The sequence below is a fragment of the Shouchella xiaoxiensis genome (genome assembly GCF_016907895.1).
Lineage (GTDB): Bacteria > Bacillota > Bacilli > Bacillales > Bacillaceae_D > Shouchella > Shouchella xiaoxiensis.
This window is the reverse complement of record NZ_JAFBCV010000022.1, coordinates 11966-38793: the sequence shown is the minus strand read 5'-3', so window position 1 is coordinate 38793 and position 26828 is coordinate 11966. Positions and strand designations below refer to the sequence as shown.

General features: G+C 39.2%; 30 protein-coding genes. 14 read left to right on the top strand and 16 right to left on the bottom strand.

Translation table 11 applies throughout. From position 1 onward, the window contains the following. Nucleotides 1–146 precede the first annotated feature (146 nt). Nucleotides 147–956, bottom strand: coding sequence for an HAD family hydrolase (locus JOC54_RS21575; protein WP_204469105.1), 810 nt, complete (start codon nucleotides 954–956; stop codon nucleotides 147–149). 221 nt (nucleotides 957–1177) lie between these two features. On the opposite strand from JOC54_RS21575, the gene JOC54_RS21570 reads away from it, so the two are divergent. From JOC54_RS21570 to JOC54_RS21545, 6 genes are all read left to right on the top strand, one after another. Beyond that, complete coding sequence (locus JOC54_RS21570) at nucleotides 1178–2134, top strand: glycosyltransferase family 2 protein (RefSeq protein WP_204469103.1); 957 nt, start codon at nucleotides 1178–1180, stop codon at nucleotides 2132–2134. Then, a complete protein-coding gene (locus JOC54_RS21565) occupies nucleotides 2118–2537 on the top strand; it encodes a GtrA family protein (RefSeq protein ID WP_051991906.1) in 420 nt (139 codons plus the stop codon). The genes JOC54_RS21570 and JOC54_RS21565 overlap by 17 nt, the downstream gene beginning before the upstream one ends. Next, nucleotides 2527–5115, top strand: a complete 2589-nt coding sequence (locus JOC54_RS21560) for a YfhO family protein (protein ID WP_204469101.1) — start codon at nucleotides 2527–2529, stop codon at nucleotides 5113–5115. Before JOC54_RS21565 ends, JOC54_RS21560 begins: the two co-directional genes overlap by 11 nt. A gap of 112 nt (nucleotides 5116–5227) precedes the next feature. Next, complete coding sequence (locus tag JOC54_RS21555; protein ID WP_204469099.1) at nucleotides 5228–5392, top strand: hypothetical protein; 165 nt, start codon at nucleotides 5228–5230, stop codon at nucleotides 5390–5392. A 93-nt stretch (nucleotides 5393–5485) separates the two neighbouring features. Beyond that, nucleotides 5486–5659 (top strand): hypothetical protein, encoded by a 174-nt coding sequence (locus JOC54_RS21550; protein WP_157684402.1) that lies wholly within the window; start codon nucleotides 5486–5488, stop codon nucleotides 5657–5659. 97 nt (nucleotides 5660–5756) lie between these two features. Next, nucleotides 5757–6329 carry a ferritin-like domain-containing protein gene (locus tag JOC54_RS21545; protein ID WP_204469097.1) on the top strand — a complete coding sequence of 191 codons (573 nt, stop codon included), beginning with the start codon at nucleotides 5757–5759 and terminating at the stop codon, nucleotides 6327–6329. 13 nt (nucleotides 6330–6342) lie between these two features. Here the strand turns inward: JOC54_RS21545 and fdhD are convergent, their stop codons facing one another. From fdhD to fdhF, 3 genes are read right to left on the bottom strand one after another with little or no spacing between them, the layout of a single operon-like run. Further along, entirely contained in the window at nucleotides 6343–7155 is an 813-nt protein-coding gene (gene fdhD, locus JOC54_RS21540; protein ID WP_204469095.1) for a formate dehydrogenase accessory sulfurtransferase FdhD, read from the bottom strand. Continuing rightward, nucleotides 7152–7808 (bottom strand): helical membrane plugin domain-containing protein, encoded by a 657-nt coding sequence (locus tag JOC54_RS21535; RefSeq protein WP_035421215.1) that lies wholly within the window; start codon nucleotides 7806–7808, stop codon nucleotides 7152–7154. The genes fdhD and JOC54_RS21535 overlap by 4 nt, the downstream gene beginning before the upstream one ends. Beyond that, nucleotides 7801–10734 carry a formate dehydrogenase subunit alpha gene (gene fdhF / locus JOC54_RS21530; protein ID WP_204469107.1) on the bottom strand — a complete coding sequence of 978 codons (2934 nt, stop codon included), beginning with the start codon at nucleotides 10732–10734 and terminating at the stop codon, nucleotides 7801–7803. The genes JOC54_RS21535 and fdhF overlap by 8 nt, the downstream gene beginning before the upstream one ends. A 195-nt stretch (nucleotides 10735–10929) precedes the next feature. Here fdhF and JOC54_RS21525 point away from each other — a divergent pair, with 195 nt between their 5' ends. Next, a complete protein-coding gene (locus JOC54_RS21525; protein ID WP_204469093.1) occupies nucleotides 10930–11739 on the top strand; it encodes a formate/nitrite transporter family protein in 810 nt (269 codons plus the stop codon). A gap of 44 nt (nucleotides 11740–11783) precedes the next feature. Here JOC54_RS21525 and moaD read toward each other — a convergent pair whose 3' ends face one another. The 5 genes from moaD to moaA form a co-directional block, all read right to left on the bottom strand. After that, complete coding sequence (gene moaD, locus JOC54_RS21520; RefSeq protein ID WP_204469090.1) at nucleotides 11784–12020, bottom strand: molybdopterin converting factor subunit 1; 237 nt, start codon at nucleotides 12018–12020, stop codon at nucleotides 11784–11786. Continuing rightward, the gene (locus JOC54_RS21515; RefSeq protein ID WP_054794861.1) at nucleotides 12017–12460 is read right to left on the bottom strand and encodes a molybdenum cofactor biosynthesis protein MoaE; all 444 of its coding nucleotides are present in this window, start codon (nucleotides 12458–12460) and stop codon (nucleotides 12017–12019) included. The genes moaD and JOC54_RS21515 overlap by 4 nt, the downstream gene beginning before the upstream one ends. Continuing rightward, nucleotides 12432–12974: a molybdopterin-guanine dinucleotide biosynthesis protein B gene (gene mobB, locus JOC54_RS21510; RefSeq protein WP_054794860.1), complete on the bottom strand. Its 543-nt coding sequence runs from the start codon at nucleotides 12972–12974 to the stop codon at nucleotides 12432–12434. Before mobB ends, JOC54_RS21515 begins: the two co-directional genes overlap by 29 nt. Next, the gene (locus JOC54_RS21505; RefSeq protein ID WP_204469088.1) at nucleotides 12950–14224 is read right to left on the bottom strand and encodes a molybdopterin molybdotransferase MoeA; all 1275 of its coding nucleotides are present in this window, start codon (nucleotides 14222–14224) and stop codon (nucleotides 12950–12952) included. The genes mobB and JOC54_RS21505 overlap by 25 nt, the downstream gene beginning before the upstream one ends. Nucleotides 14225–14323: 99 nt before the next feature. Continuing rightward, nucleotides 14324–15340, bottom strand: a complete 1017-nt coding sequence (moaA, locus tag JOC54_RS21500; RefSeq protein WP_035441147.1) for a GTP 3',8-cyclase MoaA — start codon at nucleotides 15338–15340, stop codon at nucleotides 14324–14326. An 87-nt stretch (nucleotides 15341–15427) separates the two neighbouring features. On the opposite strand from moaA, the gene JOC54_RS21495 reads away from it, so the two are divergent. The 3 genes from JOC54_RS21495 to moaC are packed head-to-tail and all read left to right on the top strand — an operon-like array spanning nucleotide 15428 to nucleotide 16986. Then, nucleotides 15428–15916 (top strand): MogA/MoaB family molybdenum cofactor biosynthesis protein, encoded by a 489-nt coding sequence (locus JOC54_RS21495; protein ID WP_204469086.1) that lies wholly within the window; start codon nucleotides 15428–15430, stop codon nucleotides 15914–15916. Continuing rightward, a complete protein-coding gene (gene mobA / locus JOC54_RS21490) occupies nucleotides 15913–16476 on the top strand; it encodes a molybdenum cofactor guanylyltransferase (protein WP_204469084.1) in 564 nt (187 codons plus the stop codon). The genes JOC54_RS21495 and mobA overlap by 4 nt, the downstream gene beginning before the upstream one ends. Further along, nucleotides 16477–16986, top strand: a complete 510-nt coding sequence (gene moaC / locus JOC54_RS21485) for a cyclic pyranopterin monophosphate synthase MoaC (protein ID WP_204469082.1) — start codon at nucleotides 16477–16479, stop codon at nucleotides 16984–16986. A gap of 7 nt (nucleotides 16987–16993) precedes the next feature. On the opposite strand, the gene JOC54_RS21480 is transcribed toward moaC, so the two are convergent. Then, nucleotides 16994–18445 (bottom strand): 4-hydroxyphenylacetate 3-hydroxylase family protein, encoded by a 1452-nt coding sequence (locus tag JOC54_RS21480; RefSeq protein ID WP_204469080.1) that lies wholly within the window; start codon nucleotides 18443–18445, stop codon nucleotides 16994–16996. A 151-nt stretch (nucleotides 18446–18596) separates the two neighbouring features. Here JOC54_RS21480 and JOC54_RS21475 point away from each other — a divergent pair, with 151 nt between their 5' ends. Together JOC54_RS21475 and JOC54_RS21470 are read left to right on the top strand one after the other, a co-directional pair. Continuing rightward, nucleotides 18597–19415 carry an alpha/beta fold hydrolase gene (locus JOC54_RS21475; RefSeq protein ID WP_204469078.1) on the top strand — a complete coding sequence of 273 codons (819 nt, stop codon included), beginning with the start codon at nucleotides 18597–18599 and terminating at the stop codon, nucleotides 19413–19415. A gap of 190 nt (nucleotides 19416–19605) precedes the next feature. After that, on the top strand, nucleotides 19606–20280 hold the full coding sequence (locus JOC54_RS21470) for a queuosine precursor transporter (protein ID WP_204469076.1): 675 nt from the start codon (nucleotides 19606–19608) through the stop codon (nucleotides 20278–20280). Between the two features lie 37 nt (nucleotides 20281–20317). On the opposite strand, the gene JOC54_RS21465 is transcribed toward JOC54_RS21470, so the two are convergent. The 3 genes from JOC54_RS21465 to groES all read right to left on the bottom strand — a co-directional run bounded on the left by JOC54_RS21465 (nucleotide 20318) and on the right by groES (nucleotide 22767). Next, the gene (locus tag JOC54_RS21465) at nucleotides 20318–20674 is read right to left on the bottom strand and encodes a hypothetical protein (RefSeq protein WP_035421230.1); all 357 of its coding nucleotides are present in this window, start codon (nucleotides 20672–20674) and stop codon (nucleotides 20318–20320) included. Nucleotides 20675–20799: 125 nt separating this feature from the next. After that, the gene (groL, locus tag JOC54_RS21460) at nucleotides 20800–22440 is read right to left on the bottom strand and encodes a chaperonin GroEL (RefSeq protein ID WP_035421232.1); all 1641 of its coding nucleotides are present in this window, start codon (nucleotides 22438–22440) and stop codon (nucleotides 20800–20802) included. 42 nt (nucleotides 22441–22482) lie between these two features. Beyond that, a complete protein-coding gene (gene groES / locus JOC54_RS21455; protein WP_035421235.1) occupies nucleotides 22483–22767 on the bottom strand; it encodes a co-chaperone GroES in 285 nt (94 codons plus the stop codon). Nucleotides 22768–22986: 219 nt separating this feature from the next. On the opposite strand from groES, the gene JOC54_RS21450 reads away from it, so the two are divergent. Together JOC54_RS21450 and JOC54_RS23295 are read left to right on the top strand one after the other, a co-directional pair. After that, nucleotides 22987–23910 (top strand): CPBP family intramembrane glutamic endopeptidase, encoded by a 924-nt coding sequence (locus JOC54_RS21450; protein WP_235194700.1) that lies wholly within the window; start codon nucleotides 22987–22989, stop codon nucleotides 23908–23910. Beyond that, on the top strand, nucleotides 23907–24086 hold the full coding sequence (locus JOC54_RS23295) for a DUF4305 domain-containing protein (protein ID WP_204469074.1): 180 nt from the start codon (nucleotides 23907–23909) through the stop codon (nucleotides 24084–24086). Before JOC54_RS21450 ends, JOC54_RS23295 begins: the two co-directional genes overlap by 4 nt. Before the next feature lie 37 nt (nucleotides 24087–24123). Here JOC54_RS23295 and JOC54_RS21440 read toward each other — a convergent pair whose 3' ends face one another. The 3 genes from JOC54_RS21440 to JOC54_RS21430 are packed head-to-tail and all read right to left on the bottom strand — an operon-like array spanning nucleotide 24124 to nucleotide 26814. Next, the gene (locus tag JOC54_RS21440; protein WP_204469072.1) at nucleotides 24124–25038 is read right to left on the bottom strand and encodes a glycine betaine ABC transporter substrate-binding protein; all 915 of its coding nucleotides are present in this window, start codon (nucleotides 25036–25038) and stop codon (nucleotides 24124–24126) included. A 13-nt stretch (nucleotides 25039–25051) separates the two neighbouring features. Beyond that, nucleotides 25052–25816 (bottom strand): ABC transporter permease, encoded by a 765-nt coding sequence (locus tag JOC54_RS21435; RefSeq protein ID WP_035421237.1) that lies wholly within the window; start codon nucleotides 25814–25816, stop codon nucleotides 25052–25054. Further along, complete coding sequence (locus JOC54_RS21430; protein WP_204469070.1) at nucleotides 25813–26814, bottom strand: ABC transporter ATP-binding protein; 1002 nt, start codon at nucleotides 26812–26814, stop codon at nucleotides 25813–25815. Before JOC54_RS21430 ends, JOC54_RS21435 begins: the two co-directional genes overlap by 4 nt. Nucleotides 26815–26828 lie beyond the last annotated feature (14 nt).

Sequence of the window (26828 nt, the reverse complement as noted above, 5' to 3'; positions counted from 1 at the left end):
CATCTTATCACGTCGTGAGGCTTTTTTTATGACCACGCTAGAAGCTCTCTGGAACCCCCGGCAGAGCCAGGGGTTTTTAAAACCATTAAAAAAAGCTTTATCCCCCTAACAGGGAATAAAGCTCTATTCATTAATTTTCATCGCTATTAAAATAAGTCTACTACGCTTGAAACAACTCGGACGTTTTTTAAATCTACTTTCGGTAACTGTGGATGTATGTAAACAGCGTCCATTCCAAGTAAGACTGCAGGAGCTACCTCATTAATAAAGTTGTCCCCAATGCTTACTGCTTCACTTGGTTCAACATTGTATTGCTTTAAAAGCCTTGTTAATTGTTCTGTTGTTGAACCTGGTTTGTTGGCTGAAGGAATAATATGATCAAATATACCTTCTAAACCTAATTCTGCAAATAAACGACTCACATCCTCCTGATCGCTATTTGTCATCACAATTGTATTTGTTTTTTCCTTTAATTGAAGTAAGTTCTCTTTTAAACCAGCTAAAGGGACTAATGTAAATTTATCGGAGACCATGTATTCTTTTGTGGCATTATAGCTTGAATAACAATCCTCAACCCCATGGTGCTTTGCACATACAAAAGGGTACCACCAGCCATCACCAATGGCAATCATATCTGAAAAATTAAAAGAAAGTGGCTCCGAATAATGTTCTTCAATTGTTGATTGATCCAATGCTTCCCCATCCCAAGTATGAGCTATAACGACTTTTAACGTCATTGGATCAATTGTGAGAACCGTATCGTTCACAACGTCATATGCTTTCCCAATTGATACAATATGGTTTCCCGCTTTCATTGCCTCATAATCCAACTGAAACTCCATTTGATCTGCTTTAGCCACTTTGTTTTTTAAGTGATTCGCATAAAAATCAAAATGATCCGTACCTTCGTATAATGTTCCATCTAAATCAAAGATGACTAACTTATAGTTTTCCATCGTAACTTCTCCTCCATTTCCCTTCTATTTTAATGCGAATAACAAAATGTTTCCAGACATTCTGTCGTTTTTTAGAATGGATCCTTTCAATTTGCTAGATTTTTTTACAAACACACACACTTTTAAATATTTCTTTAAGACAACCGTAAGATTTGACTTTAATACCACGGGGTATAATACATGTGATCTAAAAAATCTAACAAGAAATGGAGGCTCGGAAGATGAATAAACCTTTACTTTCAGTCATAGTCCCTTCCTTTAACGAAGAAAAAAATGTAGAGCCTTTTTATTTTGCATTAAAAGCCGTTCTTGATGAAACAAATTATCGTTGGGAAGTTATTTATATTGATGATGGCAGCTCTGATGATACATTGAATTTATTACAACGTCTCTCCACCTGGCATCCACAAGTTAATTACGTATCTTTTACGCGTAATTTCGGAAAAGAAGCAGCCATATTAGCAGGTTTTCAACATGCTAAAGGAGACTGCGCAATTGTGATAGATGCAGACCTACAGCACCCTGTGGAATTAATACACGACCTTTTAGAAGGATTTGAAGATGGTTACGATCAAGTAATTGCTTGCCGCAATCGCAAAGGCGATCATTTGTTAAAAACGGCATTATCAAAAATGTACTACAAGCTTATTAACAAAGTGGTAGATGTTCGCCTTGAAGATGGCGCAGGTGATTTTCGTTTGTTAAGTCGCCGAGCAGTTGAAGCTTTACTCGTGATGAGTGAAGGAAACCGATTCTCCAAAGGATTGTTCTCTTGGATTGGCTTTGACCAGAAAGTGGTTTACTATGAGAATGTATCACGTCAGAACGGAGAATCGAAATGGTCTATCTCAAAGTTAATCAATTACGGAATCGATGGCATTGTCTCATTTAATATGAAACCACTTCGGCTTTGTTTTTATGTAGGTGGATTTATTTTGGTTGCTGCACTTATTTATATCCTTATCATGTTCACCCAAATTATTCGTACAGGCATTGATGTTCCAGGATACTTTACAATCGTCTCGGCCGTTTTATTCCTTGGAGGAATTCAATTGGTTTCCCTTGGAATTATTGGCGAGTATATTGGCAGAATATATAACGAAACCAAAAAGCGCCCACATTATTTAGTAAAAGAATCGAACGCAACTAAAGGAAAACGCTATGAAAGAGTCCAATAGCCTGTGGAGAAAAGTGTATCATAACCAATTTATTCGTTTCGCCGTTGTTGGTGGGTTAAACACGGGAACGTTTTATCTTCTTTACTTGTTGTTTCATCAACTATTTATGCTTCAGTATCTGGTTTCTCATATCGCGGCCTTTTTACTAAGCATGATTGGTTCTTACTTTTTAAATGTTTTTTTTACCTTTGGTGTAAAACCATCGTGGAAAACGTTTATTCAATTCCCGCTTACACAAGTGGTTAATTTCACTGTATCCACTGTGTTTGTCTTTATTTTTGTGGAATGGGTGAATCTTTCTCCCCTCATTGCACCTATATTAGCCGTTTTATTTACTGTTCCGATTACGTTTTTAGTAACAGCAAAAATATTAAGACGAGATGGAGTTTCACATGAATCGTAGGACACTACTTGGATTGATTGGGGCAAGTTTGCTATTTGCGGTACTTGCCCATGCTTTTTTCTTTTATCAATTAAACAATGGACAATTTATGGTTGGTCCAAATGATGGCACGGCTCAAATGTTGCCATTTAAACAGTTTTTGTATCAGCAGTTTAGTGAAGGATCTTTTTTTTACTCACATCAATTTGGATTAGGTGGAGGAATATTTAGCCAATTAGCTTATTACTTTTCCACAAGCAGTATTTTTTTTCTGACGTTTATTATCGTTTACTTAGGTGAATGGTTTGGGATTTTTCTACATACAGATGAGATTATTTTTTGGGGCCAAGCTGCTGTTTTTGTAAATACAGCTCGATTAGCAATCGTTGTTTTTATTACTACTTTAGTCTTTCGCTACTTTAAAATACCTACGATTTACGCGTTTATTGGAGCTATTCTTTATGGTGGTAGCGTTATGTATTTTAGACATGCCTCATTCTGGGAATTTTTTGCCGATGCCTACCTTTGGTTACCGTTGCTTGTATTAGGCGTAGAAAAAATCATTCGTGAAAAAAAACCTGGCTGGTTTATTGCGGCGATCGCACTCTCAATCATAAATAATTTTTATTTTGCCTACATGAACTTTTTATTCATTGGGATTTACGCTCTTATTCGCTTCTTTATTCGATTCTCTAAGCAGGAATTAACGATAAAGAAACAGATCAGCTACTACATCCCTGCTGTTTTACTCGGCTTTTTCATTGGTGCATTTGCATTTGTTCCTTCTGTATATGGCTATTTAAACAATTTCCGCCCTTCATTTTCAGATCCAATCCCTTGGTTTGATTTACATGACGACTTTTTATTTACCAGTCGAGTACTTATCGTCCCTGCATTGTTTTTCTTGCTCGCTTTCTCTAAAAAACTGTATCAATTTAAGCCATTCCTATTTTTTAGCATTGTATCAGGTTTGTTTCTCATCTTTCATTATAGTCCGATGATTGGTAGCATTTTTAATGGTTTTTCTGCTCCTCAGTATCGGTTTCAATACATGGCTTCATTTGCCTTGGCCGGGGCCATTTCGTTTGGATTATCAAAGCTACACACCATTCCTAAGAGAAATCTTCTTTGGTCTGCACTAGTCACGTCCATTTTGTTAATTGGTTCTTATAGCATCGGAATATGGAGCAATCCCTCTGCTTACATGACGGGAACGGCCATTTTTCTTTTAGTGTTAGGCTTATTATCTATTGTGGTTGTTTTGGTGCCCCGTCGCATGTCATGGTCACCCTTTTTAGTTCTTGCTACCCTAGTCGTTTTTCAATTAGGTCTAGCTAACCTCTATCAAAAAGAGCGTTTATTCGAAGATGGAAATTTGCACCAAACTTCTACTGACTTTTTACAAAGCCATCAATATGATCATCCTGAACAGAGGGATTTGTTAGAGGAAGTGAACCTAGAAGAACCCCTTTCAAGAATTGAATGGGTAGCTGATTTTAGAAACAACACACCGTTGGTCCAAAACTTTCCTGGTGTAAGTGCTTATTCGAGTGTGTTAAACCAACAGCTTCTATTCTTCTATTACCATGATCTCCAAATTGACATGAATCGTGAAAGCGTAAGTCGATACTCAGGTTTTGGAGATCGCGCTAATTTGCATAGCTTGTTTCGTGTAAGCCATAAACTCGTTCAAAATGAAGAAACAGACCCAATACCCTACGGTTTTACTGAAGTCGATTCAAATGATGCGTATACACTGTATGAAAATCAAAACCTTCTTTCGTACGCGCGGACAACCAATTCCATTTACTCCCAAGAGGAATTAGAAACATTTAGTGTTCTTGAGCGCGAGCACGCGATGTTACAAGGAGCTGTAGCTAGAGATTCTTTGCATAATACCACATTTGAGTCAACCGTTACGAATCGTTTGGAAAATCTTCCAATTGAAGCTGTTGGTGGGACGTATGAAAATGGTATTTTGACCGTTGAAGAGGAATTTGGGGGAATTGACATCTTCGTAGGAGAGCGAACGGAAACTGAGGTTGATGACTACTTTTCTTTTTACTTGTTAAATAATTCAGCTACCGCCCGTTTATTTCCTCTTACGGTAAATGAATTTGAAACAAACCGAAAATCACTTCAATCTATTTACCGAACTGATGTCAATCAAATTACGGTTCGCATCGCGTCAGACGAGATTATTTCTTTGCGTGTACCAGAAGGAAGCTATACGCTTGATCACTTAGAGCTTTACACTGAATCTTACGCGACATTAGATCGAGAAGTCACACTCGATGAACCAATCCCTGTTGAACGAACAAATAATAACGTTTCAATTTCATATAATAACACCAGTGAACAAAAATTATTAACCATTCCAGTTCCTTATGAACGAGGATGGGAAGTAACCGTAAATGGTCAGAACGCAGATATTGAACGAGTCAACTATTCATTTTTAGGCGTTCAGTTAGCTGAAGGTAAAAATGAAATTACCTTCACGTATTTCCCACCATTTTTTAAACAATCGTTGAGCTTGAGCATTGTTGGTTTGCTTCTCGCTACTGGTTGGTATTTTGCAAGAAGAAGATTCAATACTTGAATCTTCTTCTTGCATAGTTATTACAGACATGTTACTATAGAATTTAAACCTATTTACAATTGAAAAATGTTTAATTTTCATAGGATTAAGAATATTATCAAGGAGGTGTTTTATGAAGCTCATATTTATAAGTTATGTCGCTCTTTTATTGCTAATTGGTGTCACACTTCTTGTTTTAGGCGTTCCAGAAAGTATAGTTGCTAGTTCAACCTTTATTCTTCTAATTGTCGGATCAGTCCTCTCACTTCTTTTCAGACCTCGAAAAGCACAAAACTAATTCTTCTTTCCTGAGCCTGGTGTCTATCATTTTTGACCAATGCCATTCAGTTCGCTAAAATACAATTAGTGTTAATGCTGACGGAGGTCTAAGATGTCTAAATCAACTAAAAATCCACCAAATGAACGTCTTGGTATGCTATTTGGTTTATTAATTGGTATTGGAGCGAGCATCGTATTTGATAGTATCCCAATTGGAATCATTATTGGGATCTTAATTGGAACGATGGCAAGCTTTTACTCTAGAAAACCAAAAGATCAAGAATAACCTGCTCAGACAGAGCCGGTTATTTTTTTGTGTTTAACGCATAGTTTGTTCTATGTACACATAGTATTAGGTGAATGACAACGTAAGGAGGGATTGTATGCTGTTTAAAAAACGCACAGCACCTACGTTTAGTCAACAATCACCTGACGCTTCCCAGCAACAAAGACCACAATTAAATCACCCTCAATCACACTCACCTATACAAACAGGTGGAAAAGAGCAACAGCCACGTCAATCTCAATCACTCACAACGGAACAATTAGCTGAACTACAACAATTTATGCAATTTTCCTTTCAATCGGTTACAGATTACCAGTTCTTGCTCGAAAAAATGCCTAATGAGCACCTAGCTTCCATTATTCGAAACATGATTGAAGATGAAAAAAAACACTATCAAACGATGCTTTACTATTATAAATCTCACACTGGAAAAGAACCTACGATTGTCGAGGCCCAGTTAAATCGAAATGATTATATACCCGCACTAAAAAAAGCGTTTGAGCAAGAACAGATAGGAGCCGGATTGCTTGAGGAAGCAGCTCGATATACTCCATCTCCACGCTTGCGCGATATTTATACATCACTTGCTCGAGATCAACAAAGATACGCAACCTGGATTTTGTCTTATTTGACCATCTATGCAGATCAAACAAGTGCTCAAAAAAGCTAAAAGTGAGGAACTTTTAGCTTTTTTGATAGATTCTTTCAGAACATGTGTACACGTTCATTGACTGTGCTCTAATAAAACCAACGGCTGTTATTTCAAGCTCTTCGGCAATCATTAACGCACGATCAGTAGGAGCAGATTTTGATAAAACGATTTCACAGCCAATTTTCGCGACCTTTAACAAAATCTCCGAAGATAATCTTCCACTAAACAGCATGACTTTATCCGTTAAAGAGATGCCATTTCGTAAACAATAACCATAGAGCTTATCAAGAGCATTATGTCTGCCGATATCCATCCGCATCAGGACAATTCCATCTTTCGTTGCAAGAGCAGCATTGTGAACCCCACCTGTTTGTTTAAACACATGTGCTTCAGACTGTAGCTCATTCATCAATTTAAAACACTCTTGATCCGTTAGATGGACATTTCGACTCTTCATTGTTTTTGTTGTTTTTGAATCAGACGCAAAGATAAAACCTTGTCTGCTCATACCGCAGCACGAGGTAATGTACCGCTTTCCTTGTAGCAGTTGATGTAATTGGCTCAACTCTCTTGATAAACTGACATGTACATACCCGTTTGTTTGGTCATATCTAATTGATTGCACCATCCTAAATGAATCAATGACGCCTTCTGATGCAAGATAACCAACAACCATGTCTTCAATATACGCTGGGGAACATACCACTGTGACGAATTCTTCGCCATTCACTTTGATCGTAATTGGCACTTCAACAGCGACTGTATCACTAAACGTCTTCTGCTCACCATCTGCATATTTGGTCACTTCTCTTTTACCGTATACCTTGCCCTCACTACTACTCATGAGGATTTCCGATTCAAAATTAGCGGCAATGCAAATGCCAATGCTCCAGCCGCGACCACGTACCACTTCGTGTGAGGCTGTGCTGGGTGATTGTGTTTACACTTCACTCTCGTCGTTTCTTGATAATCGACTCCCGCTAAAGTCGAACGCTCAAATTGCGACTGGTTTTCTTCTCGGTTCGATTGGTCCATACCGAAGCCCTTCACGAATGCCATCATTGTGTTTAAGCCCTCAATCGTTTCTGGATCTCTTACTGAACGCAATAAAGATGTATAACCACCACTCGTTTGGCCATGTTCATATTCAGCAACTTGATGTAATGCTGAATTGAGTTTAAATAACATCGGTTCTAAATCAGCCAACTTTATTGAACCAAGCGCCTGACTAATGACCAAAACATTTTTTAAAGCTTGGGTAATGTGAGGATCATCTAATGTCTTAACAAGCTGATTCATTAAAGGTTCACTTTGATCAAATGCGGAATGAGCCATATTAAACGCTTCTGTCTTATTCGCTTTTTGTAAAAGAGACAGAACATTTATAATAACGTCCTTATTGTCAATTAAGGCATCCTCAATCATTTTTAGATCTTTCTCACGTATCTTGTTTGGATCAACAGGCATCTTCTTTATAACCGTTGTTGCTTTAGCCATTTTTTGCCGCTCTCCTTTCTTTTACTAAATCGCCAGGGAACGTATAGTCTGCTCTTGCCCATTTATCTTCTATTCTTACCCCCATTTGTGGTTGAGGGTTTCCGTTACGGTGGTTAATTCGAGGAAGCGGATTTTCACCTTTAGCTTCAAGAATTTCCATCTTCGCTGAAATTTCTTTGTAAGCCGGTGTGTCGGTATCTTTATCCGAATGAGAACTCGTCAGATAATTAATCGCTCCTTCTCCACTTGTGTTCATCGGCAAATAAACTTCTTTGTTTTTAACTCGATCAGTCACGAGACAACGGACGTTAACTTGACCATATGGTGATGTTAATCGAACTTTTGTACCATTCTCAATTCCTCGTTCTTTTGCTAACTCAGGCGACACTTCCAAAAACTCTCTAGGTGTTTTTTTCGTAATAGCTTCAGAACGATACGTCATGTTTCCTTCATGGAAGTGTTCAAGCAACCGCCCATTGTTTACATGAATGTCATATTCCTCTTCAAACTGGAGTGGTTTTGTCCATTCTACTGGCCATAAGCGAGCTTTCCCACCGGGAAGAGCAAATCCGTCTGTAAACAGTAATGGCGTATCTGTCCCGTCTTCTTTCACAGGCCACTGGAGACTGTTATAGCCTTCTAATCGCTCATATGTTACGCCAGCAAACAGAGGTGTTAATGATGCAGCTTCAGCCATGATTTCACTAGGATGAGTATAGCTCCAGTTTCCATCTAAGCGATTCGCAATCTCTTGAATGATTTTCCAATCAGGTTTCGAATCTCCTAATGGCTCCAACACTTGGTACAGTCGTTGAAAACGACGTTCAGTATTTGTAAAGGTTCCTTCCTTCTCAAGGCTTGGGCTTGCTGGCAAAACTACATCAGCAAATTGAGCGGTTTTTGTGAGAAATAGATCTTGTACAACAAAGAAATCTAGTTTTTCAAATGCACTTTGTACATAGTTTGCATTTGCATCAACGATTCCCATATCCTCACCTTTTAGATAGAGAACGTTTAAATTTCCATCATGTATGGCATCAACCATTTCATGATTGTTTAACCCTGGTTCAGCTGGCAACTGCACATTCCAACCTTTTTCAAATTTAGCTCTAACTTCATCATCCGTGACATATTGATACCCAGGAAAACGGTCAGGCATGCTGCCAAAATCGCTCGCACCTTGTACATTATTATGGCCACGTAATGGGTAAGAGCCAGCACCTGGCTTCATATAGTTTCCAGTTACTAAAAGTAGATTGGAAATCGCTGTGCTGGTATCACTTCCACCACCGTGCTGCGTTACACCCATCGCCCATAGCACAGAAGTCGTTTTTGCTTCATGAATGGATGTAGCAATTTGAATTAGTTCTTCTTTTGAAAGATTCGTCACTTCAGAAGCGTAATCAAGGCTATATTTGTCCAAACTTGCCATGAATTCTTCTACATCCGTTACGTGTTGATCTAGGAATGCTTGATCCTGCCACCCCTGGTCAACAATGTATTTCGTAACAGCAGATAACCAAACTAAATCGCTTCCTGGGGCAGGCTGAACAAATTGATTTGCCCGTTCAGCTAACTCATGTCTTCTAATATCGGCAACAATAATTTTTTGGCCATGAAGTTTTTGAGCACGCTTTACACGCGTAGCTAATACAGGGTGGGACTCTACTGTGTTTGAACCGATTGAAATGATTAACTCTGCTTTCGCAATGTCATCGATTCCTCCAGAATCACCGCCATAACCTACTGTTCGCCATAACCCCATCGTTGCAGGTGACTGACAGTAGCGCGAGCAATTATCAACATTGTTCGTTCCAACCACTGCTCTGGCTAATTTTTGCATCACATAGGACTCTTCATTTGTACATTTAGAAGATGAAATAAAAGCAAGTGCATCCGCACCTTTTTGTTTCTTCATTAGTTTAAATTTCTTCGCAATCAAATCAAGGGCTTCTTCCCATTCCGCCTCACGAAATCCATCACCGTCACGGATAAGCGGTTTTGTTAATCGTTCTTCACTGTTTACAAAATCCCAACCAAACTTCCCTTTTACACATGTAGAAATACCGTTGGCAGGTGCTTCTGCTTGTGGCTCAATTTTCAATATTTGCCGGTCCTTTGTCCATACATCAAACGCACAGCCCACACCACAATAGGTGCACACCGTTTTCGTTTTTTCAATCCGTGACTCTCTTAGCTGTGCTTCTAGATCAGAAACCGTCATTAGAGATTGGTAACCAGTTTCTACATTTTTTGTGATGTTAATCATTGGCCGCATGGAGTCATCTTTTATCCCAGTAAGGAAACCGGCTTCACCTTCCATCCCAACCTCCATCATTGCATTACATGGGCAAACTGTAGAACAATGCCCGCAATTTACGCAGGAAGATTCATCGATCGGTGAGTTCTTGTCCCATATCACTCGTGGACGTTCTAATCCCCAATCAATGGATAGCGTCTCTGTCACCTGCACATCTTGACATGCTTCTACGCACCGACCACATAGTATGCATTGGTCAGGGTCATAGCGGTAAAACGAGTTTCGTTGTACAACTGATTCTTTTGACGTATGTTCAGTCTCCTGATGAGTAATTTTCATTTCTTTTACAGCATTATGTATCTCACAGTTGCCATTATTAAAATCACAAACGGTGCAATAAAGCTCGTGATTTCCAAGAATTCGATCCATCGCAATTAATTGTGCTTCATGAACATCACTACCAACTGATTCAACCACATCACCCGGCTTTATCTCGGTTGAGCAAGATCGCACAAATTCGCCGTTTACTTTTACAATACACGTATCACATGTTTCAATTGCACCAAGACTTGGATGATAACAGAGACTTGGTACATCTACTTCCTCACTTCTCAAGACGTTTAACACAGAATTTTCTTCAATTAATTGACGCTTTCCGTTTAACATGATTTCAAATTGTTTAGTCAATGGATAGTGCCCCCTTAGATACAATTGACATTTCTCTATTTAAATCGACTATCTACTTTATTCTAATCTTCCCATTTCTTATATTTGCCAAACGTCTTTTAAGAATAGTCGAAATAATCGTTTGAGTATCGCAGCAATTGGGTATATTCGGTAATAGATTAGGGGGGATGTCATTTGTATAAAGAGACTATACATACGTTAAACGCGCAGGCAAAAAAGAAGTACGGACTCCTGCAAAAATCGTCGTTACGCTACTTGCTCTCTGCTATTTTAGCTGGTGCGTATGTCGGAATTGGTTCATTAGTGTTATTTTCTGTTGGACAGCCTTTTTATGAAGCAAATTCACCTTTTTTAACAATCATCACTGGTGCAACGTTTGGAGTTGCTTTAGCTCTTGTCTTATGGGCAGGTTCCGAGCTGTTCACTGGCAATAATATGATTTTCATGGTTAGCTCCTTATCGAAAGTAACGCAGTGGAAACAGACTTGGCTCATTTGGGGTTGGAGTTACATTGGAAATTTAATCGGGGCATTAGCTCTTTCTTGTTTGGTCCTTCTTTCCGGTATATTTGCTGATCTTGGTTCAAATAGCTACATGCTAACTCTGGCAGCTGAAAAAATGAATGCACCAGCACTAGAATTATTCTTCCGTGGAATATTATGTAACTGGATTGTTTGTCTAGCAATCTGGACATCGCTTAGAGCTGAAGGTGACATAGCTAAATTATTTTTAATTTTTATTTTGATTTTTGCCTTTATAGCCGCAGGTTTTGAACATAGCGTAGCGAACATGTCCTTATTAGGCATGGCACTAATGCACGGTGGATCTGATTTAGTCAGCATAAGTGGGTTTGTACACAATTTAATTCCAGTGACAATTGGTAATATTATTGGTGGTGCAATTTTTGTCGGTGGAATTTATCTTGCCATTAGTTATACGAAAAAAGAATATCAACATGAAGAGTTTGACAAAAAAAGTAGTTGAGATGAACAAAGCCCAGTTGAATAAGTTCAACTGGGCTTCACTCCTCACCCTCCGCTAACAGGTGGAATAAACGCTACAACATCATTTTCTTTTATTACATCCGCGTCCGTTGCAAACTCTTCATTTATAGCAGTCATGCATTGTGTCAGTTCCTTTTCTAGCGAGTAAGTTGCTTGCATCCAGCTCTTAAGGTCTGCGATCGTTTTACCACTTACATTCGCTTCAATTTTAGAACTTCCTACTTCTTCTTCCATTCTAGCAAATAGTAAAATTGTAATCATTGTGGCTTTCCTTCCTTATAAGCGACTCGTTCTAGCTGATCACCAATCCACTTACTTCCATCATCCCAATGTTCTTTTTTCCATATTGGAACCATTTCTTTGATTCGTTCCATCGCATAAGCATTTGCTTGATATGCCGCTTCTCGATGAGGCGAACTTATTGCGATGACGATTGCTACCTCGCTAATTTCAAGCATACCAAGTCGATGCGTTATCGCGACATTCGTGTCCGGCCAATTATCTTGAACTTCTTGACTGATCTTTTTTAACAGTTTAATTGCCATTGATTCGTACGCATGGTACTCTAATCGAATTGTTTTCTTACCGTTCGTTAATTCTCGTACAGTACCAATAAACGTAGCAATTGCCCCACAATTCCTATCAGTAACTTGATTAACTACAGCTTGAATATCAATTGGATCGTTTGTTAATTGAATCATTAGATTGAACGACTCCCTTCTTTACATTTCTCATAAGATAAGACTGATACTCTTTCTGATTGGCTACCGAAAAGATCGGAAACGGCCAATCGCCGCTATGTATTTGTACCTGTTCATGAATAAGAGCACAGCAGATATTTTCTAATTGCAAAAGCGGAATATCTGCTTCCGTTCGAAGTAAAACGATCTTTCGGTAAGGACCGTGTTTCCATCCTTCTACTAAGATAAGTGTAGGCTTAGATACAATCGTATGGATTTGAATTAACTCGTCAAGAGACCATTTTGACCTTTGCGCGTATAAATGAATGTGTCCATCACCCTCAACAAGCGAGCCTTGTGCTCCTAAACGTGAAAAACGATCACTATCTGTGTTCCCTGTAGGGGTACCGCCATGGCCATGATGTTTAATGGTGGAAACACGATAACCAGTAGCAGTGAAAAGGTCAAGAAGCTGCTCAATTATAGTTGTTTTTCCTGCATTTTTATAGCCTACAACTTGGAGAATGTTTTCCATGTTTCTTCACTTCCTTTTTGATCCTCAAGCAGGAGGAAGTCGACTTCCATGCCTCGTTCAAACCCACGAGTCCCAGCTGGAAGTATAATGAATACTTCTGCTTCTGCAAGTGAAATAACGGATCCCGACTTATCAAGACCTGATGGGAACAAAACATGCTGACCATTCTCTTCTTCTAATCTCCCCCTAATTATACGTGTAAATGGGTTTGGTTTAAGAAAGTCAGCTCCTAAAACTCCTTTACTCTTAGCATGATGAATCTGCTCTGTACCTAGAGCTTTTCTAATAAGCGGCTTAACAAAAAGTTCAAAACCAACATAACAAGCACCAGGATTTCCAGACAACCCGAAAAGCATTTTCCCATTTAAGTTGGCTGCGGTAGTAACACTACCTGGACGCATGGCTACTTTGTTGAATAATGTTTTCCCATGAAGCCTGTTAATGAACTCTGGAACCAAGTCGTAGTCACCTACGGAGGCTCCACCAGTTGTAATCATTACGTCCACATCATCCATCTGGTCTGTAATCATCGCTAAGCACGCTTCCAGATCGTCCGGAAGTTTTCCATATACAATCGGGACCGCACCTGCACGCATAACTTGAGCTGCGACCATATATGCGTTGCTGTTTCGTATCTTTCCAGGTTCAAGCTTTTGATGCACATCTAGTAATTCACTGCCAGTTGCTAATACCCCAATTCTTGGCTTCCGAAAAACGGGTACTTCCGAATAGCCGAAAGTCGCCAACTGAGCGATTATTCCAGGATGAATAGATGTACCTGCTTTGGAAATAAGTGCACCTTCTTTTGTGTCTTCCCCCTTAAATGAAATGTTATCATTCGCTTTGATTGAACGAACTAATTCAATCTGCTCGCTTCCATGTTCTCGTACGATTTCCAACATGACAACTGCATCACAGCCATCAGGGATTTTAGCCCCGGTCATAATGCGCACCGCTTCGCCGTTCCGCACGGTTCTGTTAAACACAAATCCGGCTCCAATCTCACCAACAACTTTTAAAAAAACGGGAAGATCGCGGCTAGCATGAACAGTATCTTCAGACTTGATCGCAAATCCATCATAAGGAGAACGATTAAAAGGTGGAACTGAATGGGTGGCATAGAGGTTTACCGCTAAAGAACGACCGACACTTTCCAGCAAAGGTACGCTCTCTTCCTTTGGACTTAAAGGGTGTTGCATTACTTTATTAATAGCCTCGTCTATTTGAATCGGTTGCCGCTTCTCTACCACTTTGTGCCCTCCCGTTATTGTGTCTATATTTTTATGCATTCAGAAAGAAAGCCTACTTCGTTAAAAATGAGGCAGGCTTTAGCACGATATGACGTTCAGTCATCCGCCAATGTAGGACATCTCAATTTTTTTCCGGAGCTTTGAAGATTCCTCAGTTCTAAGTTCTGAATACCGATCTGAACGCTGCTCCCAAACACTTGTTAGCTTTGCTTTTAAAGCCTTGTCACTTATTCCAGTACGAAGATCTGTTTTAAAATCTGTCCCCGATTCAGAAAACAAACATGTAAAGAGCTTTCCATCTGCCGAAATTCTTGCCCTAGTGCATGTCCCGCAAAAAGTTTCTGTCACTGATGAAATAAAGCCCACTTCCGCGAGTGAATCTTGATAACGATAACGTGATGCAACTTCACCAAAATAATTTTCTTCTACCGCCTCTAAAGGTGCAATCGTTTCCACTTGTTTATATAATTCTTTTTTAGAAACGACTTTTGAATAGTTCCAACCATTCGTTTGTCCAACATCCATGAATTCAATAAATCTTAGCGGTATGTTGTGGTCTTTACAGTAGCGCGCAAGAGGAACGACTTCCTCCTCATTCACGCCTCTCTTAACCACCATATTAACCTTTACTCCAAGACCTGCCTCTTGAGCAGCTTCAATTCCTTTTAATACCGTTTCTGCTGTTGTATTTCTTCCGCTCATTTCTTGAAACACAAGAGGATTAAGTGCATCTAAACTGACATTTACTCGATCTAAACCCGCTGCTTTTAATGCGGTGGCAAACTTAGGCAACAAGACGCCGTTCGTCGTTAAAGCAATGTCCGTTATGCCGTCGATTGTGTAGAGATCCTTAACTAATAGGTCGACATTTTTTCTAAGCAGAGGTTCTCCCCCTGTTATCCTTAATTTATTTACACCGAGTGAAGCCACCTGTTTCGCCACGCGGAAAATCTCTTCAAATGTTAAAAGTTCATTTTCTTTCATAAATACATAATCTTTTCCGAATATTTCTTTGGGCATACAATAGGAACAGCGAAAATTACACCGATCCATGACCGAAATTCTCAAATCTCTCAATGGTCGCGAGAGGCGATCATAAATAATTTCATTCGTCACTTTACGACTCCTTCCTACTCCCTTAAAATAGAAGTATGAGAGAATTTTTCATAATCTTAGCATACTAATAGTGGGAGATAAAACCAAATGCATCATTCTACGGATTTAAATAAAGTATGTGTTGCCGTTTTAACTCTTTCCGATACAAGGAATAAAGAGGAAGATAAGAGTGGGCAATATATTCAAGCTACACTATCAACACAACACATTGTTTCTTCTTATCAACTAATACCCGATGATGCGGATCAATTAACCTCCGTTCTAAATGAATGGAGTGTAAATCCTAATATCCACGCCATTATTTGCAATGGCGGGACAGGGATGAGTAAACGAGATATTACATATGCAACCATCTCTGCTTTAATTGAAAAAGAAATGTTCGGGTTTGGGGAAGCATTCCGCCATAAAAGTTTTCAAGCAGTTGGGGCGCGAGGAATGCTGAGTAACGCCATTGCGGGTGTTTATAAAGACACGGCCATTTTTGCTTTACCTGGTTCTGTTAATGCCGTAACTCTCGCTTTAGACGAGCTAATCATGCCCATTCTTCCACATTTTGTTGGAGAACTACATAAATGAAAGTAGCGGGCTTGGTCCTTGCCGGTGGTCGCTCCTCTCGTTACGGGAAACAGAAATTATTTGAACGAGTTGAAAACACCCCTCTATTCATGAAGAGTGTCCTCGCTTTTCAGGAATCTCAAGTTTCATCCTTTTACATTGTAACGAACCAAGAATTAGCTGATAAGTTCCGACCTTATCCAGTTATTTGTGAATCAAGTGCTTATCGAGGACCTCTCTCAGCCCTATATTCAGGAATGGTTGCCTTATCAAAAAAGGGCTATAGCCATATTCTACTATTAGCGGGCGACTTACCTAGAGTTGACGCTCATTTTGTTAATCAGTTAATGGGTTATATAGAACAGTTCCCAGGTGCCGATATTATTCTGCCTGAGCACAATGAGCGATTACAGCCTTTACATGCCGTTTATCAGTTAAGCTGTTTGGCTACGTTAACTGAACTGTCCTCTAACGAAAAGAGTATGAGAAGCCTTTATGACAAAATGAATACAAAGATTATTCCTTTTCCAAATGACTCCCCTTATTTTAAAAATATAAATTACAAGGAGGACTGGTCCTAAATGAACGCTTTTTCTCATTTTAATGAACAAGGTCGCGCGCAGATGGTTAATGTTTCTAATAAAGAGGAAACAAATCGAACGGCAACGGCTCAAGCAAACGTTCGTTTATCAAGCGAATTGTATCACGCCATTCATTCTAATCACATAAAAAAAGGAGATCCCCTTTCCGTAGCTCAAGTTGCTGGAATTATGGCCGCGAAGAAAACACCTGAATGGATTCCCATGTGCCATCCCATTACCATTCAAGGAACAGACCTTACGTTTACATTCACTAAAATAGATACAGATTACCAGTTAACGATTTTGGCAACAGTCACCGTTAAGAGCAACACAGGCGTTGAAATGGAGGCCTTAACCGCCGTCTCTGCTGCCGCTTTAACTTTTTATGATATGTGTAAAGCGGTCGATAAAGCCATGGTAATTGAAGAGACCTTATTAATAAAGAAGACAGGTGGTAAAAACGGCGATTTTCATCATCCGAAATTTGCAAATGAAGAAAACACAAAGTGAAAAAAACTCACTTTGTGTTTTCTTTTTGCTTTTCTAGAAATTGATCGACTCTAGTGACATACTCTTGTTTGTTTGGTTGAAATAGATGGTAGATGGAGGACATTACTCTTATCGGATCACCAAAGAAATAACGTTCATAAAGCAATTGTCTCGTGCCAAATTCAGTTATTGTCATATCTCTGGCTAGCTGAATTAACCTAAATTTATTTTCAGCCGTTATATACTCCCCTCTCACAAATCGTTCCAAGTGAGCCGAAATCGGCGAGTCGAAATCTTGTCGAGTTGGCGCGGCAATAAAGTGACTTGCACCGAGCAGCTGGATGATTTCGACTAGCCTCGGATAAACAGACTGAAAATAAGCCGCAGCTGCTTTTAAGGGCTCGAGTTTAGGAATCATCACTCCGTATTCATTTAATTCTGCCTGAATCTCACTTGAATAAACGAAACCTCGCATTGCTTCTAGAACGATAAGCATCTCCGCTAGTTTTCCTTGTACATGTTGATGCTTTTCAATATCTAACGTATTAACAAGAGACTGAGCAATTCCGATTAGCCACTCTGTTTTAACGATTTGCCGATTACTTGCTTGATACAGAATATAGGCTTCTACACCTGTCTTTTGAAACAAATCATTCATTTGCCATTCGTTTCGATATAAAAAAACACGCTCCCATGGAACAAATACTTGGTCAAATACAACAATTGCGTCGCCCTCTTCAAACTGAGCCGATAGCGGATAATTAAACGAGTCTTCTTTGTTGTATGATGGACGATTTAAGAAAGACAACCCCGGACTGTTAGAAGGAATTGTGCATCCAAACAAATAATCACTATCAATAAAGGCTGCTGATGGAATAACCAATAGCTCATCAGTAATTCCACCTTGAGTTGCTAATAACCGCGCCCCGTCGATAATAATTCCTTTATCATTTTCGTCGACGATTTTGGCAGCAATCGGTTGCTCCTGCCCCGTACCATCAGGATAGTAAGGCTTTCGACTTATGGAAGGATTAACGAATGTATGTGTAAACGTTAAGTCTTTTTCCTTTGCTTCTTTGTATATATTTTCCATATTCTCACCATAAACCGGATCATCGCTTGCAAAAAAGTCTTTTGCTCCTGCCATTATTGTAATCATCGTATTAACATATTCAGGAGACCGACCAAGGACGCCCAACGTCTCGTTTGCCCATAATTGCGTAGCTTTTCTACGTTTTTTTAGATCCTCCATCGATCGCGGTATTTCAAACGAAAAATTAGACTCCTTATCTTTTGATTGAAGGGTTGGAGCATATTTTTCATCGTGAACCATGTCGTATAGCTGTGCTTTTGCATTTAAAACAGGTTTAAATGCAGGATGATCTACATAAGAACCTTTTACTTGTTCTCCATCCATCCACACGTCGCTTTTCAGTAGTTTCATTCGCTTTAAATAGTCAGCGCCTGTTACCATCCCCATTAATTAACGCCTCCTTAGACGCTACTAGCCTATGCACATACGCCTAACTGTGTGTAATGTCCACTCTTTTTGTTTCAATGTACTTGGTTTAGTTTCAGAAGGAGCGGGAAAGAAAGGACTACATCAGTTTAAATTAAAAAGGAGTGATTTTATGGCACATCGTATTGAAGTAGAACATGGTACACATTTATTTGTAGAAGATATTGGATCTGGACAACCAGTGATCTTTTTACATGGCTGGCCTGTCAATCATAAAATGTTTGAACATCAAATAGCTACGTTACCTGAACAAGGATTTCGCTTTATTGGTGTCGATCTTCGTGGTTATGGACAATCAGATAAGCCTGCGCATGGCTACGATTATGATCGTATGGCTGATGATTTGCGTGTAGTCATAGACAAGCTTGATTTAAAAGAATCCGTTCTTTGTGGTTTCTCAATGGGCGGGGCTATCGCTATTCGCTATATGGCAAAACATGGAGGAAAAGGAGTTTCCCGCTTAGCGCTTATGGGAGCTGCGGCTCCAGTCTTTACGCAGCGAAATGATTTTGAGTATGGTCTCCCTAAAGAAAATGTGGACGGATTAATAGATGGAGCTTATGCTGACCGTGCCAATATGCTCGTTGACTTTGGTGATTTATTCTTTGGTAAAGAACCAAGTGAAGCATTTAATGGTTGGTTCCACTCCTTGGGAATGGAAGCTGGGCCACATGCAACAATTGAAAGTGCTCGTACTCTAAGAGATGAAGACCTAAGAAGTGATTTGCATACCATTGCTGTTCCAACTGCGATCATGCATGGTCGAAATGATCAGATTTGTCCTTTCGAACTCGCCGAACAAATGGAAAAAGGAATTGAAGATGCTACGATTATTCCATTTGAAGAAAGTGGGCATAGCCTCTTTCATGATGAACCAGAAAAGTTTAATGACGTTTTGCTTCAATTTATTTCAGAGTCAGTAAAAATCTAGACTTTACGATTTTATTTGTATAAGCTCCTTCTAAAGTAGACACGAGATCAGTGCAGACTTTGGCAGGAGCTTTTGTCTTTACTAGAATTTACATCTATACTTATCCTTTTAAGTATGGTAGAGTCTTAACGTTCAAGAGCGCAGTTCGAAACCTTCCTGCGTTACCAAAACTAAAGGAGAACGTCATACAATGCCAACAGAATTATACGCAGTCTTATTTGCACTGATAAACTTTTGTTTTTTAGTCTTGTTTTATAAACTTTTCGGTAAAACGGGAATGATTACTTGGATTGGATTTGCAGCAATCATTGCCAACATACAGGTCGTTAAAACGATTGAGCTTTTTGGTTTAATTGTGACAATGGGTAACGTGATGTATGCGACCACATTTCTTGCTACGGATTTACTAAATGAGAAATACGGGAAGAAAACAGCCAATAAAGCTGTTTGGCTTGGGTTTGCTACACTGTTTATTTCAACCGTTATCATGCAGCTTGTTCTACAATTTGAGCCGCATGTAGAAGATCTAGCTCATGACCATCTAGCATTTATTTTTGATTTTGCCTTACGTATTGCTGCAGGAAGTTTAATTGCTTTCCTTATTAGTAACCATCTAAATGTATATATTTTTGCCTTCTTTAAAAAATTGTTTCCCACTATGCTTTGGCTTCGAAACATCGCTTCCAGCATTATTGGACAAGCATTCGATACGCTCATCTTCTGTACGATTGCATTTCTAGGTGTATATAGCTTCGACATTTGGCTTGAAATTGCGTTCACTACCTATTTAATGAAATTTCTTGTCTCTGTCATTGGCATTCCTTTTATTTATTGGGCACGAAGCATTAAACCTTTATCTAACTAAAAAATACCAGTTTGCATCGATTTGCAAACTGGTATTTTTACATTTCTTTATGAAATGCATTAATCATTATTTTGATGTTTTGAATATCTGCTTGGTTGTTTTCATCAATTTCTTCTTTCAAATCTGATAAAAACTGTTTTTTTGCACGAAGATTGTCCAGCATCGACTGATAATGATGGTACACTTCGCCTTCCTGCTGTTCCGATTGCTCAATATTTGCATACACGGCTTCCATAAAGCGATATTTAGATAACTTATCCGTTACATTTATTCTGTCTTCATCTTCGTCTTCTTTTATCACTTCTGGTGTATCAATCGTATAGATTTCTCTCAATTTGTTTTGTAGAAACTGCATATGCTCTTTACAGAATGCTTCCAATAATTCATCATCCATATTAACACGTCCCTTTGTACATACTGTTGTATTAGTTAGTATACATGATTTGGAGATAAACTTAAAAGAAAAAGCGCGTCCTCTCTTACGAGAGGACGCGCTTTGGTGTAAACGGGGATGATGACTTACATCATTCCGCCCATTCCACCCATGCCACCCATTCCGCCCATATCAGGCATTCCGGCACCGGCATTTTCTTCAGGTTTATCAGCAATAACAGCTTCTGTTGTTAAGAACATTGCTGATACACTTGCTGCGTTTTGCAATGCAGAACGCGTTACTTTAACTGGATCAAGAATTCCTGTGTCAACCATGTTTACATACTCGCCAGTTGCAGCATTGTAACCAACACCTACATCTTCGGCTTTTAGTTTTTCAACGATGATTGATCCTTCAAGACCAGCGTTGTGAGCGATTTGACGAACTGGTTCTTCAAGTGCGCGGAGAACGATATTTACTCCAGTCGCTTCATCTCCAGTTGCATCAACTGATTGGACGGCTTTAATGACATTAATTAAAGCTGTACCACCACCTGCAACGATTCCTTCTTCTACCGCTGCACGCGTTGAGTTTAATGCATCTTCAATGCGAAGCTTACGCTCTTTCATTTCTGTTTCAGTCGCAGCACCAACTTTAAGAACTGCTACGCCTCCAGATAATTTCGCTAAACGCTCTTGAAGCTTTTCTTTATCGAAGTCAGAAGTTGTTTCTTCTACTTGACCTTTTAATTGACCTACTCGAGCAGCGATTTGCTCTGGATTACCAGCACCCTCAACAATTGTCGTGTTCTCTTTCGTGACAACGACTTTGTTGGCACGACCAAGAGAATCGATTGTTGCTGATTTTAAGTCCAATCCAAGGTCTTCAGTAATGACTTCGCCTCCAGTAAGGATTGCGATATCTTCAAGCATTGCTTTACGACGATCACCAAATCCTGGAGCTTTTACAGCCACGGCATTAAATGTACCGCGAAGCTTATTCACTACAAGTGTAGCTAAAGCTTCTCCCTCAACATCTTCAGCGATGATAAGGATCGGGCGGCTCTGTTGAACAACTTGCTCAAGTACAGGAAGAACTTCTTGGATATTTGAGATTTTCTTGTCTGTAATTAAGATATATGGATTGTCTAAGACAGCTTCCATTTTATCTGAATCAGATACCATGTATGGCGACGCATAGCCACGATCAAATTGCATACCTTCTACAACTTCAAGCTCCGTAGAAAATCCTTTTGATTCTTCAATTGTAATAACGCCATCATTACCAACGCGCTCCATTGCCTCAGCAATAATTTGTCCAACTTCTTCATCAGCTGAAGAAATTGCTGCTACTTGCGCAATTGATTCTTTGCTTTCAATTGGTTTCGAGATGTTTTTAAGCTCTGTTACTGCAGCTGCAGTCGCTTTTTCAATCCCTTTACGAATTCCCATTGGATTCGCACCAGATGTTACGTTTTTAAGACCTTCACGAATCATTGCTTGGGCAAGAACAGTAGCGGTTGTCGTACCATCACCTGCAATATCGTTTGTCTTGCTTGCCACTTCTGCAACTAGTTTCGCACCCATGTTCTCAAATGCATCTTCTAGTTCGATTTCCTTGGCAATTGTCACACCATCATTTGTAATAAGTGGTGAACCAAATTTTTTCTCAAGAACAACGTTACGTCCTTTTGGTCCAAGCGTTACTTTTACTGCGTTCGCAAGTGTATCTACGCCTTTAAGCATAGAGCGACGAGCTTCTTCACTGAATTTAATATCTTTAGCCATTGTATCCGCCTCCTGTATGTTGGTTCGCTTTATTCGTTTTTGTTAGCCGATTATTGCTAGAACATCGCTTTCGCGAAGAATAAGATAATCCGTACCTTCATACTTTACTTCAGTACCTGCATATTTAGAGAAGATGATTGCATCGCCTTCTTTTACTTCAAGTGCTACTTTCTCACCGTTTTCTGTTACACGACCAGTACCTACGGCAACTACTTTACCTTCTTGCGGCTTTTCTTTTGCAGAGTCAGGAAGTACAATCCCGCTCGCTGTTTTTTCCTCTAATTGGATTTGCTCAATAATGATGCGATCTCCTAATGGTTTTAACAAGGAAAACACCCTCCTTTGAAGACGTATGTAGTGTTTTATTAGCACTCGACTTAAATGAGTGCTAACACATCTCCTATCATAATCATTCCCTTTCAATTTTGCAAGGGGGACGAGCTGACTTTTTTTGTCGATTGCGCTTTTAATTGCTGTAAACTGAATTAATGAGCATAATATGATATTATGAAGCCACTTAGATTGTAAATGTAAAGGAGTTCAATTGTGACAAAACCTTATCTGATTTTAGGCATGGTATTCTTTATTATAATGCATTTAGGAGTAGCATTTGCAGCTGCATTCTTCTTGCATCAATTATTCGGTTTGGAGTTAGGCAGCGTTTCAAATATTGCCCTTGCTTCTTTGGTTACCATTATCCTTGCTCTGTTATTGTCGCGGCTGCTACTAAAACAAACGATGACATCTCGTTACGCTTTAGTCGTTCTCGCCTATATTATTATGCAAACTGGCTTAGCACTTGGTTCTTCATTTTTCTTACATACAACTTTTGGTATAGATATGGAGAGTGGAGTTAATGTAGGCTTATCATCACTGATCACATTTTCTATCGGATTGATTGTTATCCTATTGCTTCTTTATAAAGATAAAGAAATGGGCGGCGGTTTGCCAGGAGAAAAAACGACAACGCTCGAAACGGTTTCTTGGTCAATTGTTGGTGTCTTCTTAGTGTTTGCAACGCAAATGGTAGCTGGTCTAATTGAAACGTATGTGTTTGGAATTGAAGCTGGTTCTGATAATACGGCTGTTCTAGTTGAGTTTGCAAATCAATTCTTACCATTCATCTTTGTTATTGCCATACTGGGACCAATTATTGAAGAACTTGTTTTTCGAAAGGCGATTTTTGGTTGGCTTTATGTTCGGTCTAATTTTTTCGTCGCCGGGCTTGTGAGCTCCCTGATATTTGCTGTCATTCACTTTGATTTTGAACACTTATTGATTTACGCAGCAATGGGCTTCTCCTTTGCTTTCTTGTATGTAAAAACAAAACGCATTATTGTACCAATTATTTCTCATATCGCTTTAAACTCTTTTGTCGTTATCGTTCAGGTTTTGCTGTATGATGAAATAATGAAAATGGTTGAACCTGCAAGCTTTATTCACAATCTGATCGGACTGATTATACAATGAAAATGATAGGTTTCTTTTATTTCATACTCGGTTTTTTATTCGTTTTTCTTACTTATCAACAGGTTGAAGCGAATGGCTGGGGATTTTTCGCCTTTTTATTAGCCTTTATGGCCACCTTTGACTTTTTCCTTGGTTGGAGAAGCTTCCGCCGTAAACCACCTACTTCATCAAATTAAAAAGCACTGTCGCAAATTAATGCGACAGTGCTTTTCTTCATTCATCTTCTTCGATTAAACCTGCTTCAACAAGAAAATTATAGGCAACTAATGTTACGCTTTGACGTTCAATATCTACTTCATAATTTAGTCCACGCATAATTTCACTGTCTAACAAGTCTGCTAGCGGTTGAAGCAATTCTTCAATTTCCGGATTTTCTTCGAATACATCAAGCCGAATAGAAACAGCAGCATTATAAGGAGCAAAGAAAACTTCATCGTCTTCTAAAATGACCTGATCATAATCATCGATGCGGGCGTCCGTTTCATACCCCATCGCTACAGAAAGTTCTCCGTTATACAATGCTTCATATAACAATCCTGCATCCATATAATCTACATTCCCACTGCCAAACTCAAATCCGTACGTTTGCTCTAAGCCTGGTAACCCGTCTGCACGATTAGCAAATGCTGCATCTGTTCCCATATTTAACTCACCAGGGTTATCGTTCACGTAAGTAGCAAGATCAGATAATGATGAAATTCCAAGATCTTCTGCTTCCGCTCGATTCATAATTAAAGCGTACGTGTTGTTCACTTCAGATACATTCATCCAGTGCAATCCATTCTCAGGATCTACTTCTTGTAATGTGGAATAGGCTTCATCTGGGTCTGTAATTGGGTCCATATTTAAATAGGTTGCAATTGCTGTACCCGTATATTCCCAAGTAATATCAACTTGGCCATTTTCAAGGGCAGAGCGTAAAACATTACTGCCTAGATTTTCAACTTGCCTGACTTGATACCCCGCATCTTCGAGAATAAAATAAGTCATCTCTGACAAGATATATTGTTCAGTAAACGATTTAGCGCCAATTGTAATACTGTCACCAAATCCAAGATAGCCGCAACCACTTAATGACAATGATACAAAAGCTACTGATCCTGTCAGCCATTTTGTTGATTTCTTCATATTTTAGTCCCCCTTACGCTACAGCAGCGGTTTTTGCTTTCGCTTTTTTCTTTTTAGCCCTCATTCCTTTTGGCGTTAACCAATATTCGACGCCTCTTAAAAGGTAATCAAAAAAGATGGCTAAGAGCGTAACGGGCACAGCACCTGAAATCAAGTAGGAGTTGTCATAAAGCTCAATCCCAGTAAAAATCCATAGACCAAGACCACCTCCGCCTATAAAATAGGCAAAAGCAGCTGTCCCTACATTCAGTACAATGGCTGTACGTAGACCTCCTATAATGGCGTATGCTGCATTAGGAACTTCAACTTTAAAGAACACTTCTATTGGCTTCATGCCCATTCCTTTACCGGCATCGATTAAACTGGGGCTAACTGAACTAAACCCAGCAACAGCATTGCGAAAGATTGGAAGAACTGAATAAATAAATAGTGCAAAAACTGCTGGAACAAAGCCAATTCCAAGAATACCAATCATTAAAGCGACAACAGCTAAACTTGGAATCGTTTGCGCCAAGTTGGCGACATTTGACGTAATCCATTCTGCTTTACGAAATTTCGGTCTAGTTACAAATACAGCAAGTGGCAAAGCAACAACAACCGCTAAGAATGATGAGACGAGAACAAGTGCAACATGCTCCCCAAGCAATCTCCAAAACTCTCCAGCTGATTCAAATATGTGAACATAAAGGCCTTGAGACGCTGTCCAATACACAAACGCAGCGACGATGGCAAATAAAATAAAACGAACTACATATGTGACGATCGTTTTACTGCTCAATTGGCTACCACCTCTTCTGTTCCGTTCTTCTGTTTACCTAGCTTAAAGTGTAAATATTGTTGTACTAAATCAATCGTAATGGCCCCTCTTACTGTGTTATTGTCATCGTAAATACAAACCTGCTCCGCTTCTTGATTCAAAAGTATAGACAATGTATTCTTCAAATCCGAATGCAAGGCAATTTGTTTAGAATCAGCAATTTCTTCATTACACGCTATTAAACCAATTTCTTTTTCGAGTTCTTCTACGGTATGCAAGCTTAACATTTTAATCGCTCGATCTTTCCCAATAAAATCAGCAACGTAGGAACTATTCGGTTTCATTAAAATTTCTGACGGTGTACCGTATTGCATGATCTCCCCTTCACGCATTAATACAATCTTGTCAGCCATGCGAATCGCTTCATCAATATCATGACTAACGAATAATATGGTTTTTTTTACTTTTCTTTGAATTTCTAAAAATTCATCTTGAATATGCTCACGAATTAACGGATCTAACGCTCCAAATGGCTCGTCCATTAGCATAAGTGGCGGATCTGCAGCCAACGCTCTAGCAACTCCAACACGCTGTTGTTGCCCACCAGAAAGTTCATTTGGGTAGCGCTTTCTAAACTCTTTTGGATCAAGCCCTACTAAGTTCATAAGCTCCGTGTAGCGTTCCTTTTTCTTCTTATTGCTCCACTTAAGTAAATCGGGAACTACCATGACGTTGTCTTCTATATTCATATTCGGAAAGAGACCATTACTTTGAATAACATAGCCAATTTTTCTTCTAAGTTCGATATTATTAAGCTCAGAAATATTCTCACCGTCAATTTGAATATCTCCATCAGTCAGCGGAACAAGCTTATTAACCATCCGTAATAAAGTCGTCTTTCCACAACCAGAAGGCCCTAAGAAGATAACGATTTCACCATCATTCACTTCAAATGACACGTTATTTACTGCTTTATGATCACCATTATACGATTTCGTTACGTTTTTAAATGTAATCATGAATCCACCTCTTT

Bases quoted from the DNA above. Each gene is read 5' to 3' on its own strand.
- JOC54_RS21550 (WP_157684402.1), top strand. From the start codon at position 5,486: ATGTCTAAATCAACTAAAAATCCACCAAATGAACGTCTTGGTATGCTA.
- JOC54_RS21470 (WP_204469076.1), top strand. From the start codon at position 19,606: ATGCCAACAGAATTATACGCAGTCTTATTTGCACTGATAAACTTTTGT.
- JOC54_RS21465 (WP_035421230.1), bottom strand. From the start codon at position 20,674: ATGGATGATGAATTATTGGAAGCATTCTGTAAAGAGCATATGCAGTTT.
- moaD (WP_204469090.1), bottom strand. From the start codon at position 12,020: ATGATTACAATTTTACTATTTGCTAGAATGGAAGAAGAAGTAGGAAGT.
- JOC54_RS21480 (WP_204469080.1), bottom strand. From the start codon at position 18,445: ATGGGGATGGTAACAGGCGCTGACTATTTAAAGCGAATGAAACTACTG.
- JOC54_RS21570 (WP_204469103.1), top strand. From the start codon at position 1,178: ATGAATAAACCTTTACTTTCAGTCATAGTCCCTTCCTTTAACGAAGAA.
- JOC54_RS21565 (WP_051991906.1), top strand. From the start codon at position 2,118: ATGAAAGAGTCCAATAGCCTGTGGAGAAAAGTGTATCATAACCAATTT.
- JOC54_RS21535 (WP_035421215.1), bottom strand. From the start codon at position 7,808: ATGGCTAAAGCAACAACGGTTATAAAGAAGATGCCTGTTGATCCAAAC.
- JOC54_RS21430 (WP_204469070.1), bottom strand. From the start codon at position 26,814: ATGATTACATTTAAAAACGTAACGAAATCGTATAATGGTGATCATAAA.
- JOC54_RS21515 (WP_054794861.1), bottom strand. From the start codon at position 12,460: ATGATTCAATTAACAAACGATCCAATTGATATTCAAGCTGTAGTTAAT.
- JOC54_RS21560 (WP_204469101.1), top strand. From the start codon at position 2,527: ATGAATCGTAGGACACTACTTGGATTGATTGGGGCAAGTTTGCTATTT.
- mobA (WP_204469084.1), top strand. From the start codon at position 15,913: ATGAAAGTAGCGGGCTTGGTCCTTGCCGGTGGTCGCTCCTCTCGTTAC.
- JOC54_RS23295 (WP_204469074.1), top strand. From the start codon at position 23,907: ATGAAAATGATAGGTTTCTTTTATTTCATACTCGGTTTTTTATTCGTT.
- fdhF (WP_204469107.1), bottom strand. From the start codon at position 10,734: ATGTTAAACGGAAAGCGTCAATTAATTGAAGAAAATTCTGTGTTAAAC.
- JOC54_RS21495 (WP_204469086.1), top strand. From the start codon at position 15,428: ATGCATCATTCTACGGATTTAAATAAAGTATGTGTTGCCGTTTTAACT.
- fdhD (WP_204469095.1), bottom strand. From the start codon at position 7,155: ATGAGTAGTAGTGAGGGCAAGGTATACGGTAAAAGAGAAGTGACCAAA.
- moaC (WP_204469082.1), top strand. From the start codon at position 16,477: ATGAACGCTTTTTCTCATTTTAATGAACAAGGTCGCGCGCAGATGGTT.
- JOC54_RS21475 (WP_204469078.1), top strand. From the start codon at position 18,597: ATGGCACATCGTATTGAAGTAGAACATGGTACACATTTATTTGTAGAA.
- groL (WP_035421232.1), bottom strand. From the start codon at position 22,440: ATGGCTAAAGATATTAAATTCAGTGAAGAAGCTCGTCGCTCTATGCTT.
- JOC54_RS21555 (WP_204469099.1), top strand. From the start codon at position 5,228: ATGAAGCTCATATTTATAAGTTATGTCGCTCTTTTATTGCTAATTGGT.
- JOC54_RS21575 (WP_204469105.1), bottom strand. From the start codon at position 956: ATGGAAAACTATAAGTTAGTCATCTTTGATTTAGATGGAACATTATAC.
- JOC54_RS21545 (WP_204469097.1), top strand. From the start codon at position 5,757: ATGCTGTTTAAAAAACGCACAGCACCTACGTTTAGTCAACAATCACCT.
- mobB (WP_054794860.1), bottom strand. From the start codon at position 12,974: ATGGAAAACATTCTCCAAGTTGTAGGCTATAAAAATGCAGGAAAAACA.
- JOC54_RS21440 (WP_204469072.1), bottom strand. From the start codon at position 25,038: ATGAAGAAATCAACAAAATGGCTGACAGGATCAGTAGCTTTTGTATCA.